A 12703-nucleotide genomic window follows, 5' to 3' on the forward strand; every position below is an offset into this window, starting at 1 on the left:
GGGTTATTCCTAAAGGCCCCGCCAGATTCAAAAAACTGTCGTGCAGAACAAAAAATAATTTCAGACCGGCACCACGGTGACCCAAAAGCGGGTCCGTCGCTCGATGCGCACGGGCAACGCATGGGCGACCAACGCCAGCGCCGCATCGGTGTCATCCAGCTCAAAGCTGCCCGTCACGCGCAAGGCCGCGACCTGCTGGCTGCAGCGCAAAACACCTGGGCGGTACCGTGAAAGCTCGGCCAGCAGAGCATCCAGACGCATGCGCTCAGCCGGTAAAATACTGCGCAGCCAGGCCTGAGCCAGAAACCCGTCGGTGAGACTTGCAGGGTGGATACCCTGAGCATCCACCCGCGTTCGCCAGCCGGCCTCCAGCAACAATGGCCCCCGGTTATGACGCGAGCTGACCTGCACCAGACCGCGCAATACTGTCACCTGAGTACCCTGCCGATCATGGCGCACCAGCAGATTGGCGCCACGGGCGTGCAACACGGCATCGGGCGTGACCAGTTGCAATGAGCCTGATTCGGCCCCCGCATTCAGCGCCAGTTCGCCTTCGATCAACTGCACTTGGCTATGGTCTGTGCGCCCATCCACGTTGGCCGCACTGGCAGTGTTCAACCATAACAAAGTGCCATCGGCCAGCCGCCACTGACGGCGCTCGCCGGTGGCGGTGCGATAGCTGGCCAGCGCTGAACGCACGAGCGTGGACTCCGCGCCCTGCCAGCAAACCCCGCCCAGCAAACTGATTGCCAACAGGCACTTGAGTACCTGCCTGCGGCGCTGCGGGTCTACACCGGCAGACTCCAGAGCCCTGCGCGCCGCAGGGTCGGACAAGAGACTCGCTCCGGGCTGCAACAACAGCGGCAGGCTGCTGACACGCTGCCAGGCGTATTCGTGGTCGGTGCTTGCCTGGCGCCATTGCTGCAAGGCCAGGTGGTCAGCCGCACTCATAAGCCCGGACTGCATGCGCACCATCCAGTCGATGGCCATATCCCGGACACGGGGGTTAACTGAAACGCGGCTCATTCGAAACGGCTCGCGTAGCAGACACTGAACGCCTTGCCCATTGCCCGCTGCACCTGGGCCACGCTTAAACTCAATTGTGCGGCGATTTGCGGGTAGGTCAGGCCATCAAGCTGGGACAAAAAGAAAATATGCCGCACTTTGGTTGATAGCCCAATCAGCAGCGAGTCGAGTTGCAACAGGGTTTCGATCGTCAGGCAGCGGTCTTCGGGCGAAGGCTCCTGGGCCACTGGCCGCGCAGCCAGCGCTTCAAGATAAGCCCGTTCGATCGCCTGGCGACGCCAGCGGTTGATCAGCAGGCCATTGGCAATCGTCGCAAGAAACGCCATGGGCTGGCGCAACTCCCTTGCATCGTGCTCTGAGCGCAACACGCGGATAAACGTGTCGTGAGCCAGGTCCTCTGCATCGGCGCGGTGCCCCAGTCGCCGATGCAGCCAACCCTGCAGCCAACCATGATGATTCGCATACAGCTGTTCGACGGGCGAGACGATCCTGTCGTGAGACATGTGAAATTCGCTTGATGTTAATGATAATTCTTCGCATCTTATTGTTTGTAACGGACTCTTGTACAGCGCCCGCGCTGATTCGAGGGTTTTCAAACAGGTCAATCGCGGCGCTTCGCAGCCAATCCGTAAGGAGCATCGCCTTGAATGGTGGTGCGATAGCGCTTGCGCCGCAGGTGGCTTGGGCAGCCGGCAGGGAACTACCGTGCTAGAGCCTGTCCAATCAAGCTCATATCGTTCATGCGCAGGAACCCGGGATGCAAATGATGAATAAGCAGGAAGAAGGATGAGTACTAAAACAAACCACGGCTGGGTCTGGGCTTACCGCAAGATTCGCGGCTTGCAATGCTCGCGAATGACTGCGGCTTACAGGGCGACGCTGTACGTGATGCGAGGTGATACGGGCATATTTCACAGCGATATCAGCTGGCAAAAAAACCGCATCCGACGCTGAACCGTCGCACATATTGTGATGTGCTGCCCTCCTCTGGAGAGGCTCACCCCAGGCATTGCGGCGCAGGAAAGAGCAACATCAGCAGCCAGCCGGCTGCATAGAGCCCAAGTCCGAACGTCAGATGCGCAATAAGGCTTCTGCGCCTTGCTGCGCTTGGCACCGCAGTTCTCGACGCTGCAATGCCGAGGCCGAACGCGGGCTGCATGATAAAAAAGGGGGCAATGACACTGATCAAGCCAGTCAACAGCGCGGGCATCAGGGACGGATTGCATAGCCAGCCCAGCCCTTGGCCCCCCAAAAGCGCCATCGCGAAGACGCAGCCAGTGATGTAATGAAACACCCAGCCAACCAGGCGTTCATGCCTGACACGGGGCGCCGCCACAATAGAGGCGTGTCGAAACTGCCCATGCAGCATGTGCCCCAACCAGCGACCGACGAGCCCATAGTCGATCGACGCCGAGCCAAATACTCGCGCTCGAATCAACGCTGATACGTCCATGATCAGTGTGGCTGCCATTCCAACAAACAGAATGCGCAATAGCGTCTCACCTGCTTCCATGATATTTCCCATAGCCTTAAGCCTGATCTGGCGGTTTGATCCCGGCAGTCTGCAAGTTCAAGTCGACTTGAGGTCAAGCATGAAAGAGATGAACATCGGTGAAGTCGCAAAACGTTCCGGCCTGCCGGCTTCAACCCTGCGCTACTACGAAGAAAAAGGTCTGATCCGCTCAATAGGTCGTCGCGGGCTCACCCGTGTATTTCGGGCGGACGTACTCCAGCAGCTGTCCTTGATTGCCCTAGGGCAAGCTGCGGCGTTTTCATTGGACGACATCGCCACCATGCTGGACGCGGACGGTCAGCCCGCCATCGATCACCAGCGTCTCACAGACAAGGCAGACGAACTGGACCGCACCATCGAACGCCTCAGCGCCGTACGAGACGAACTGCGACGTGCTGCGGCCTGCCCGGCTCCGCGTCATATCGAATGCTCGAAATTTCAGAAAATGCTCAACGATGTCAGAACAGTGGGCGTGGTCAGAAAAAACAAGGGCGATATTTCGGCTTTTGACAAGGATTGAACAACTGATGTGATTTATTGAGCGCCAGGTAGAGCTGAACTTTTCTGCTTTCTTGGCAACACTCAGTGAGTGCAAAAATTGAAGCGCACAGTTTCCCCCTTGGTTATTTCAAAACGTTTAACGTTTAAGAGGGTCGCGCTTTGCTCAGGTGTCACCTTCGCGCTTCTGCTGATTGCTGGTGGTTACTGGATATGCACACCTCCCTCACCTTATGTGCCTCTGAGCACTCTGGACTCCGCGTCGGTGTCCATGATCGCTGTGGGCGATCAAGGCAGCGGCAAGCTGCAGCAATGGCGAGTAGGCCAAGCCATGGAGAAAGTTGCATCCAATGAGGGGCGGCTGAACATGGTGGTGTTTCTAGGGGACAACTTTTACGGCAACTCGTTAACCAGTACCCATGACCTTAGTTGGCAAACCAAGTTCGAGCGGGTCTATTGGGGCCACTGGCTCAGCCATGTGCCGTTCTACGCAGTGTTGGGTAACCATGATTACCCCGTGTCGCAAAAGTATGAGATCGAGTACGGGCAACAGCATAAGGGCTCAGGCCGCTGGCAGATGCCTGCGAGCTCTTACGTCAAGGATTTCGGTGATGTGAATGGGCGGCCATTGGTGCGAATGGTGTTCCTTGATACATCGGCGCCGCGCGAAACCTTTCAACAGCAAATTGACTTGATTGATCAAGCGTTTCAGGCGGAGGGAGAGCCCCCTGTATGGCGAATCGTTGCGTCCCATCACCCAATACGCAATCAAGGCCAGCATGGTGAAGACCCGGATCTGGTTGCCAGGCTTTTGCCTGCGTTAGAACGTAACAACGTTGATATGCTTCTATCAGGACATGATCACAATCAGCAATTGCTGTTGCGCACAGGGGAGCCTGCATGGGTCATTTCCGGTGCTGGAGGCCAGACCCTTTATGCCCTCAATATGCCTGCGCTTGATAGTACGTTCACCACGTCGCGAGCCGGATTTGCCAAACTCGACCTGGATGCCCACCGGCTACGGTTAGCTTATTACGATGATCGAGGTGACCTGGAAGCTGGCTATCACTGGGCTAGAGAATGCCCGTGGATGGCCAAAGGTTGTTTACTGCGCGATGAGCCGCAACGGACTGGCGTGCAGTTAGCACAGTGAATCGATGTAGTCCTTGCTGGCATGAGGGTAAAAACGCAAGGAGCCGAGGCTTTGGGCGGCTAAAGAGCCCTCAAGAACTGAGAGGAGCTTCGGCACCTTCCTGATCCGTCACTCTGCGGGCAGCGTGCACACCCAATCAGAAAAAATAATGACGTTTTTCAGCCGAAACCCTACAATAAAATTGTACATTTAATTATTCTTGTACAAGAATTAGCGCCCTCCCCTCATAAAAAACGCTGTGTGGATTAAATCTACGAAGTCATCGGGCCTTTGCGCTCACCATCAACTGGAGCCTGCTTGATGAATACGACTCGCCGATTATGCCTCGTCTTGGGCGACCAATTATCCTTCGACCTCGCCTCTCTGCAGGTGCTTGATAAAGAGAGCGATACGGTGCTCTTGGTCGAGGTGATGGAAGAAGCCAGCCACGTCCCCCATCATCCGCAAAAAATCACCCTTATTTTCAGCGCGATGCGTCACTTCGCCGAAGCTCTGCAGCAGAGGGGAATCAGGGTGCAGTACGTGACGCTCGATGATCCGGAAAATACTGGATCAGTGCCGAGTGAGTTGCACCGCTGGCAGGCACACCTACAGCCGGATGAACTCCACATGACGGAGTGCGGTGACTGGCGTCTGGAGCATTCACTCAGGGACTGTGGCCTGGCTATCCAGTGGCATTCCGATAGTCGCTTTCTTTGCACACGAGCCGACTTCTCTAACTGGGCGCAAGGTAAGAAACAGCTCCGCATGGAGTTTTTTTATCGAGAGATGCGCCGCAGGAGCGGGTTGTTACTCAATGGTGACGGCAGCCCGGTCGGAGGCGCCTGGAACTTTGATGCAGAAAACCGCAAAACCTTGCCCAAGGGCGTACGGCCTCCTTCGCCAGCCCGTTTTTCGCCAGATGCAATCACCCAGGATGTGCTTGCGTTAGTAGCAAAAAACTTCTCCGGTCACTATGGCGCCCTCGACACGTTCGACTATCCGGTAACCCACGCCGAAGCTCAGGCACTATGGGATTACTTCCTCGACTGGGGCTTGGCAGCCTTCGGCGACTACCAGGACGCCATGGCTAGCGATGAGCCCTTTCTGTTCCATGCCCGTATAAGCGCGGCGCTCAATATTGGCTTACTGGATCTTCGCCAGCTTTGCAGCGATGTGGAGTCTGCGTATTGGTCCGGCAGCATTGCACTCAACGCCGCCGAAGGCTTTATTCGACAACTGATCGGCTGGCGTGAGTATGTCCGAGGCGTCTACTGGCTGAAGATGCCTGATTATGCTCAGGGCAATGCCTTCGGTAATACGAGGTCGCTTCCAGAGTTCTACTGGACAGGTGAAACGCAGATGAATTGCATGCGCCAGGCCATAAGCCAGAGCCTCAAGCACGCCTACGCTCACCACATCCAACGGCTGATGGTGACCGGCAATTTCGCACTGCTCGCCGGTATCGCACCGAGTGAAATATGTGAGTGGTATCTGGCTATCTACATGGACGCCTTCGACTGGGTGGAACTACCCAATACACTGGGCATGGTCATGCACGCCGATGGCGGCTACCTAGGCTCTAAACCCTATTGCGCGAGCGGCCAATACATTAAGCGCATGTCCGACTATTGTCGCGGCTGCGCCTACAAAGTGAGCGAAAGCACCACAGACGACGCCTGCCCTTTCAACTCGCTTTATTGGCACTTCTTGATGCGTCACGGCGACCGCCTGCGCGGCAATCAGCGCATGAGCATGATTTATAAAAACCTCGACCGTATGACCGAATCCAAACAACAGGCGCTTTGGCAGCGCGGCCAATCGTTGCTCAACCAATTAGACAACGGTGAGTCGTTGTGAAAAAAAGTGAGCTCCCCGTCAAAACTTGCGCGAGCTGTGGCCTTCTCTTCACATGGCGCAAGAAGTGGGCTCGCTGCTGGGAGGAAGTGCGCTACTGCTCCGAACGTTGCCGACGGAGTAAGGCTATTGAACGCTAACTGAATCGCCTCGGATTCTCTAGACACCTTGCAAGCTCTACGCCTCCCAAACCGCCATCAATCACGCATCAATGGCCAAATCACTGATCATCTGCGCCTTCATTGACCCGCCAACCTTCCGAAAAGCATGGACGGCTAGCGACCTAAGTCGCATGGCCGTCCCCCTCGGTTACTTGCCTTTTTGTGAGTTCACAACATCCTGCAGCGCTTTGTTAGTGAGACTAATGCACTTCTGTGTATCACCGGCAGCCTGTGCTTTTTGTGCCTCAACTCTCGCGTTATGGATCTGTCCAAGTAGTGGCTGTCCAAGAGTGCTAGCGGTGGCCTTATAGTCGGACAACTTCTGCAGATTTATAGTGCACAGATCATCGGCAGCAAAAAGTGGAGTCGCTACCAAACCTACTAAAGCAAACAGAACTGATCGTTTCATAACGCTCTCGCCTATCAAAGGTGTGGAGATTCACTATAGCCTTGGGTGAGTGCATCTGCCTGATGGCTGATCGCCAGGTACATGCCAGTCACTGCTCCGACGCTGAGCTGGGGCAGCTGATAGAAGCTGCAAATCAGGTGTCAGCAACTGACTCGCGTGGGCCGGTGCTGACGATTCTGAAGAGAAGGCAGGCATGAAATGTGGAGAAGTCATGCAAAAGTCACGCACATGAAAAAGCCCAACGTATTAGGTTGGGCTAAGTCATTGAAAAATATGGTCGGGACGGAGTGATTCGAACACTCGACCCCTAGCACCCCATGTTCGCTCGTAAAATATCGTAAGTTGTTGTAAACAAAAGTGAAATGCTATTATTGGCGATGGCAAAATGCACTGCTATTCGTGCATATGCAAACGGTAAACCATGGCCTGCAGCCTAGGTTTTGCGCAGCTTCGGCACCCACACACATCCAGCTTTTGATTGCAGCCACTCCAAAACCAGTAGCGCTACACTGATTGCATTTAGCTCAATTGTCATCAACACCACTAAGGCTGCTCGTATGAGATCTTCAACTATTGAAGCTAGCTTTTCTAGTTTGACCGTCATCTCACTCACATCACCAAAGGCGACACATGCCTGCGACTATCCGCCTTGCTGTATCGGGAGATGCACAACTCCTGCCCGCCATTGAGACCTCCGCTGCTCAAGTATTTCGTATGATCGATGAGTTGAGTTGGCTGGCTGAGTCGCCTCCGATATCGATCGAACGTCATAATCATCTCATTGCGCTATCGACATGTTGGATTGCACTTGATACCGAACATCGGCCACAAGGCTTTCTCAGCGCTGAGCGCCACGGCAGTGATTTACACATCTATGAATTATCAGTGATGCAATCGATGCAAGGACAAGGCACCGGACGGCGTCTGATTGAGGCAGCGAAGGATTATGCACGCTCAAGCAGACTTAGTTTCGTAACACTTACGACATTCACAAACGTGCCATGGAATGCACCATTTTACTCCCGTATGGGGTTCCAGGCGAAAGCCATCACTGACCTAGATCAGAGGCTAGCGGCGATATTGAGTGAGGAGTACAAGCACGGATTCGCTCCAGAATGTCGGTGTGTCATGGCATGGCCAGTGGCTTAAACACAAAAGAGCAATACGCCTAGCCGCCTAGCCGCCTAGCCGCCTAGCACCCCATGCTAGTGCGCTACCGGACTGCGCTACGCCCCGACTAGGCGTTATATCTACAACACAACCTCTGAAGGTTTCGAGAAATATACTCTAAGCTTTTGAAATACGAAAGTATTTTAAATGCCTTACTTATTTCTTAAGAACCTGCAGAACATCTTCCAGTTCGGAGATGGTTTGGCGGATCAACTGCTTGTATTGAGTGGTGTCATCTTTGGCTTCATCACCTGAAAGTCGCAAACGCGCCCCGCCAATGGTGAAACCTTGATCATAGAGCAACGCTCGGATTTGCCGGATCATCAGCACATCTTGGCGCTGATAATACCGGCGATTTCCGCGACGTTTCACAGGGTTGAGTTGAGGAAACTCTTGCTCCCAGTAGCGCAGGACATGCGGTTTGACCCCACACAGCTCGCTAACTTCGCCAATGGCGAAGTAGCGTTTGCCTGGGATCGGCGGGAGCTCGTCGTTATGACTTGGTTCCAGCATAAGCCTCTACTCGGGCCTTCAACTTCTGCCCTGGACGAAAGGTGACCACACGGCGAGCCGTGATCGGGATTTCTTCTCCCGTTTTCGGATTGCGGCCAGGCCGCTGTCGCTTGTCACGCAGATCAAAATTGCCAAAACCTGACAATTTTACCTGTTCGTTGTCTTCAAGAGCGTGCCTGATTTCTTCAAAAAACAACTCCACCAATTCTTTGGCTTCGCGTTTATTCAGGCCCAGCTCTTCATAAAGACGTTCCGCCATTTCAGCTTTCGTCAGAGCCCCCATACGTCACTTCCTTAACGTGGCGTTCAACCTTTTTTCGAGCGAGGTGAGGATATTTTGCGTCGTGGTGTTCACCTCATCGTCATTAAGAGTGCGCGATGGATGCTGCCAGGTCAAGCCAACTGCAAGGCTTTTTCTATGCGGATCAATACCTTTACCCTGGTAAACGTCAAATAGCCTTAGGTCTGTGAGCCACTCGCCTGCATTTTCACGGATTACATCCAGAACAGCACTGGCTGCAACGTCACGATCGGCCAGCAGCGCCAGGTCACGACGCACTTCAGGAAAGCGCGATAACTCATGGAATTTAGGCATTTTACCGAGTGCCACTTCAGCCAGAACCAGCTCAAAGACGAACACTGGACGGTCAAGACCGAGGTTTTTCGACAACTCAGGGTGGATCGCGCCGACAAAACCGACTTCTCGGCCATCACGTTCGATACGCGCGGTCTGACCCGGGTGAAGCGCTGGATGCTTACCTGGTACGAAGGTGAACGCATCCAGAGCGCCAGCAAAGCCCAGCACTGCTTCTACATCTGCCTTGACGTCGAAGAAGTCAACAACATCGCGCCCTTGAGCCCAGCCCTCAGGAAGACGACTGCCACAAACGACACCCGCCAGCATCGGCTCTTGTTTAAGACCTTCCAGCTGACCGACAAAACGCAGACCACTTTCAAACAAGCGAACACGATCTTGCTGACGATTGAGGTTGTGTTGCAATGCCTTGACCAGGCCCGGCCACAAGGACGCACGCATCGCGGCCATGTCATTGGAAATCGGGTTAGCCAGCAGCAAGGGCTCAACGCCCGGACTGAACAGTTCGAACTGTTTCGGGTCGATGAAGCTGTAAGTGATTGCTTCCTGATAACCACGAGCAACCAGCAGACGACGCAGTTCAGGCAGGTCACTGCGCGCCTCAGCCTTGGCTTGTGGCGCAAGTCGGGCCTGCGGGTAACGAACCGGCAAGCGGTTGTAGCCGTACAGACGCGCCAGCTCTTCGATCAGGTCAACTTCCAGACTGATATCGAAACGATGGCTAGGCACTTCTACGTGCCACTGCCCTTCCCCGTCAGCGGTAATGGTCAAGCCCAAGGCGCTGAGCAGACGCTCAATTTCTGCCGAGTCCATTTCCATGCCCAGCATCTGGCTGATACGCGCTGCACGCAAGGTGATCGCCGCGATCGATGGCAGGTACTGTTCGTTAACAGTCTCAATAATCGGGCCAGCTTCGCCACCGGTGATGTCCAGCAGCAGGCCTGTGGCACGCTCCATGGCTTCACGTGCCAGCTTCCAGTCCACGCCACGCTCATAGCGGTGTGAGGCGTCAGTGTGCAGGCCGTAAGAGCGGGCCTTGCCAGCGACAGCAATCTGATCAAAGAAGGCGCTTTCAAGGAACACATCACGGGTCGTGGCTGTTACGCCACTGTGCTCACCGCCCATCACACCGGCTATCGCCAGCGCGCGAGTATGGTCAGCGATCACCAGCGTATCGCTACGCAGGGTGACTTCCTGGCCATCGAGCAGCACCAGTTTTTCGCCTTCTTCAGCCATGCGCACACGGATGCCACCATTGATCTGGGCAAGATCAAAAGCGTGCAACGGCTGGCCCAGCTCCAACATCACATAGTTGGTGATATCGACAGCGGCATCGATGCTGCGCACGTCTGCACGACGCAGGCGCTCAACCATCCACAGCGGTGTCGGCCGGGACAGATCAACATTGCGGATGACTCGGCCCAGGTAACGCGGGCAGGCTGCGGGAGCAAGCACTTCGACAGGACGTACGTCCTCATGCACAGCCGGAACAACAGCCACAGCAGGACGGCTCACGGGGGCAGCGTAAAGCGCACCGACTTCACGGGCCAAACCTGCCAGAGACAGGCAGTCACCACGGTTCGGCGTCAGGTCTACTTCAATGCTGGCATCATCGAGGTCCAGATAAGCTCGAATATCTTCACCAACCGGCGCATCGCCCGGCAGCTCCATCAAGCCGTCATTGCCTTCGCCAACCTGCAGCTCTGCTTGCGAGCAAAGCATGCCGTTGGACTCAACGCCGCGCAGCTTGGCTTTCTTGATTTTGAAGTCGCCCGGCAGTTCAGCACCGATCATGGCAAACGGAATTTTCAGGCCAGGGCGCACATTTGGCGCACCGCACACTACCTGAAAAGTCTCCGAACCATTACTGACCTGGCAAACGCGAAGCTTGTCAGCGTCGGGATGTTGCTCGGTGCTCAGCACCTCGCCCACTACCACGCCACTGAATACACCGGCGGCCGGCGTAACGCTATCGACCTCAAGACCGGCCATGGACAGACGAGCAACCAGCTCGTCACGACCTACCTGCGGGTTTACCCAACCACGCAGCCATTGTTCACTGAATTTCATCCTGCTCTCCTAAGAATTCGTTACGACTAGCGAAATTGCGCGAGGAACCGCAAGTCGTTGTCGAAGAACAGACGCAAATCGTTTACGCCGTACCGCAGCATGGCCAAACGCTCTACACCCATACCGAAGGCAAAGCCTGAGAACTCTTCCGGATCGATCCCGGACATGCGCAACACATTCGGATGAACCATGCCGCAGCCCATAACTTCCAGCCAGCCTGTCTGCTTGCAGACACGGCAGCCTTTGCCGCTGCACATCACGCATTCCATATCGACTTCAGCGGATGGCTCGGTGAACGGGAAGTACGAAGGACGGAAACGCACGGCCAGTTCTTTCTCGAAGAACACTCGCAGGAACTCTTCGATGGTCCCTTTCAGGTCTGCGAAGTTGATATCGCGATCTACCAGCAGGCCTTCAACCTGATGGAACATCGGCGAGTGGGTGATATCGGAGTCGCTACGGTACACACGGCCTGGGCAGACGATGCGGATCGGCGGCTGTTGCGATTCCATGGTGCGGACCTGTACCGGCGAGGTATGGGTGCGCAACAACATGTTTGCATTGAAATAGAAGGTGTCATGCATCGACCGGGCCGGGTGATGGCCTGGGATGTTGAGCGCTTCAAAGTTGTGATAGTCGTCTTCAACCTCAGGGCCTTCGGCAATGCCGTAGCCAATGTGGGTAAAGAACTGCTCGATACGTTCCAGAGTCCGGGTAACCGGATGCAGACCGCCGGAGGTCTGGCCACGGCCAGGCAGGGTCACATCAATGGACTCGGCAGACAGTTTGGCGGCCAGGTCAGCCTCTTCAAACAGTGCCTTGCGCGCATTGAGAACCTCTGTGACACGCTCCTTGGCAACGTTGATCAGAGCACCTACTTGCGGACGCTCCTCTGCCGGCAAATTCCCCAAGGTCTTCATCACCTGAGTCAATTCGCCCTTTTTGCCAAGGTATTGAACCCGGATTTGCTCCAGGGCATTGATATCTTCAGCGCTTTGCACAGCCTCTAGTGCTTGAGAGACGAGCGCATCCAGGTTTTCCATGTACAGACTCCAGATACAAAATAGGGGAAGAGCTTGAAGGCTCTTCCCCTATTTAAGACGTTTAGCACCCAGGCCTACACAGGTAAGCCCGAGTAACTGTCGGGGGTACTTAAGCCAAGGTGGCTTTAGCTTTCTCGACAATTGCAGCAAACGCCGCTTTTTCGTTCACTGCCAGATCAGACAGAACCTTACGGTCGATCTCGATGGAAGCTTTTTTCAGGCCGGCGATGAAACGGCTGTAGGACAGACCGTTAATACGTGCACCAGCGTTGATACGAGCGATCCACAGAGCGCGGAACTGACGTTTTTTCTGACGACGGTCACGGTAGGCGTATTGGCCTGCCTTGATTACCGCTTGCTTGGCAACACGGAATACGCGTGAGCGTGCGCCGTAGTAGCCTTTAGCCAGTTTCAGAATTTTTTTGTGACGTTTACGGGCGACAACGCCACGCTTTACACGAGCCATGAGTTACTTCCTCTATTCTTGACCGAAATTAGCAAAGGCGCAGCATGCGCTTCACTTTTGCCACGTCAGACGGATGCAGCAAGCTGCTACCGCGCAATTGACGCTTACGCTTGGTCGACATTTTGGTCAGGATGTGGCTCTTGAAAGCGTGCTTGTGCTTGATGCCGTTAGCAGTTTTCAGAAACCGCTTAGCAGCACCACTTTTAGTTTTCATCTTTGGCATGTTCGGTACTCCGCATTCAGTTGATAA

Annotated in this window: 14 protein-coding genes; 5 read left to right on the forward strand and 9 right to left on the reverse strand. The window is 55.0% G+C overall.

What is annotated here, in order from left to right:
• Nucleotides 1-60: 60 nt before the first annotated feature.
• The 3 genes from BLW11_RS18885 to BLW11_RS18895 all read right to left on the reverse strand — a co-directional run bounded on the left by BLW11_RS18885 (nucleotide 61) and on the right by BLW11_RS18895 (nucleotide 2551).
• On the reverse strand, nucleotides 61-1026 hold the full coding sequence (locus BLW11_RS18885; protein WP_048360909.1) for a FecR domain-containing protein: 966 nt from the start codon (nucleotides 1024-1026) through the stop codon (nucleotides 61-63).
• A complete protein-coding gene (locus tag BLW11_RS18890; protein ID WP_048360908.1) occupies nucleotides 1023-1529 on the reverse strand; it encodes a sigma-70 family RNA polymerase sigma factor in 507 nt (168 codons plus the stop codon). The genes BLW11_RS18885 and BLW11_RS18890 overlap by 4 nt, the downstream gene beginning before the upstream one ends.
• Nucleotides 1530-2023: 494 nt before the next feature.
• Entirely contained in the window at nucleotides 2024-2551 is a 528-nt protein-coding gene (locus tag BLW11_RS18895; protein WP_241486149.1) for a DUF2938 domain-containing protein, read from the reverse strand.
• A 67-nt stretch (nucleotides 2552-2618) separates the two neighbouring features.
• Between BLW11_RS18895 and BLW11_RS18900 the strand changes: the two genes are divergently transcribed.
• From BLW11_RS18900 to BLW11_RS18930, 5 genes are all read left to right on the forward strand, one after another.
• Entirely contained in the window at nucleotides 2619-3059 is a 441-nt protein-coding gene (locus BLW11_RS18900) for a helix-turn-helix domain-containing protein (RefSeq protein ID WP_048360907.1), read from the forward strand.
• Nucleotides 3060-3137: 78 nt separating this feature from the next.
• Complete coding sequence (locus BLW11_RS18905) at nucleotides 3138-4190, forward strand: metallophosphoesterase (protein WP_244156422.1); 1053 nt, start codon at nucleotides 3138-3140, stop codon at nucleotides 4188-4190.
• 300 nt (nucleotides 4191-4490) lie between these two features.
• Nucleotides 4491-6029, forward strand: a complete 1539-nt coding sequence (locus BLW11_RS18910; RefSeq protein ID WP_048360905.1) for a cryptochrome/photolyase family protein — start codon at nucleotides 4491-4493, stop codon at nucleotides 6027-6029.
• On the forward strand, nucleotides 6026-6166 hold the full coding sequence (locus tag BLW11_RS18915) for a DUF2256 domain-containing protein (protein ID WP_074836871.1): 141 nt from the start codon (nucleotides 6026-6028) through the stop codon (nucleotides 6164-6166). The genes BLW11_RS18910 and BLW11_RS18915 overlap by 4 nt, the downstream gene beginning before the upstream one ends.
• Before the next feature lie 1060 nt (nucleotides 6167-7226).
• A complete protein-coding gene (locus BLW11_RS18930) occupies nucleotides 7227-7745 on the forward strand; it encodes a GNAT family N-acetyltransferase (protein WP_048360903.1) in 519 nt (172 codons plus the stop codon).
• 177 nt (nucleotides 7746-7922) lie between these two features.
• On the opposite strand, the gene BLW11_RS18935 is transcribed toward BLW11_RS18930, so the two are convergent.
• The 6 genes from BLW11_RS18935 to rpmI form a co-directional block, all read right to left on the reverse strand.
• The gene (locus tag BLW11_RS18935; protein ID WP_016781403.1) at nucleotides 7923-8279 is read right to left on the reverse strand and encodes a MerR family transcriptional regulator; all 357 of its coding nucleotides are present in this window, start codon (nucleotides 8277-8279) and stop codon (nucleotides 7923-7925) included.
• Nucleotides 8260-8562, reverse strand: coding sequence for an integration host factor subunit alpha (gene ihfA / locus BLW11_RS18940; protein ID WP_002553164.1), 303 nt, complete (start codon nucleotides 8560-8562; stop codon nucleotides 8260-8262). Before ihfA ends, BLW11_RS18935 begins: the two co-directional genes overlap by 20 nt.
• 3 nt (nucleotides 8563-8565) lie before the next feature.
• The gene (gene pheT, locus BLW11_RS18945) at nucleotides 8566-10944 is read right to left on the reverse strand and encodes a phenylalanine--tRNA ligase subunit beta (RefSeq protein ID WP_048360902.1); all 2379 of its coding nucleotides are present in this window, start codon (nucleotides 10942-10944) and stop codon (nucleotides 8566-8568) included.
• 26 nt (nucleotides 10945-10970) lie between these two features.
• A complete protein-coding gene (gene pheS / locus BLW11_RS18950) occupies nucleotides 10971-11987 on the reverse strand; it encodes a phenylalanine--tRNA ligase subunit alpha (protein ID WP_019829200.1) in 1017 nt (338 codons plus the stop codon).
• Between the two features lie 109 nt (nucleotides 11988-12096).
• Nucleotides 12097-12453: a 50S ribosomal protein L20 gene (gene rplT, locus BLW11_RS18955; RefSeq protein WP_003442184.1), complete on the reverse strand. Its 357-nt coding sequence runs from the start codon at nucleotides 12451-12453 to the stop codon at nucleotides 12097-12099.
• Between the two features lie 28 nt (nucleotides 12454-12481).
• Nucleotides 12482-12676: a 50S ribosomal protein L35 gene (rpmI, locus tag BLW11_RS18960; RefSeq protein WP_003442181.1), complete on the reverse strand. Its 195-nt coding sequence runs from the start codon at nucleotides 12674-12676 to the stop codon at nucleotides 12482-12484.
• Nucleotides 12677-12703: the final 27 nt, after the last annotated feature.

This window comes from Pseudomonas deceptionensis (genome assembly GCF_900106095.1).
Lineage (GTDB): Bacteria > Pseudomonadota > Gammaproteobacteria > Pseudomonadales > Pseudomonadaceae > Aquipseudomonas > Aquipseudomonas deceptionensis.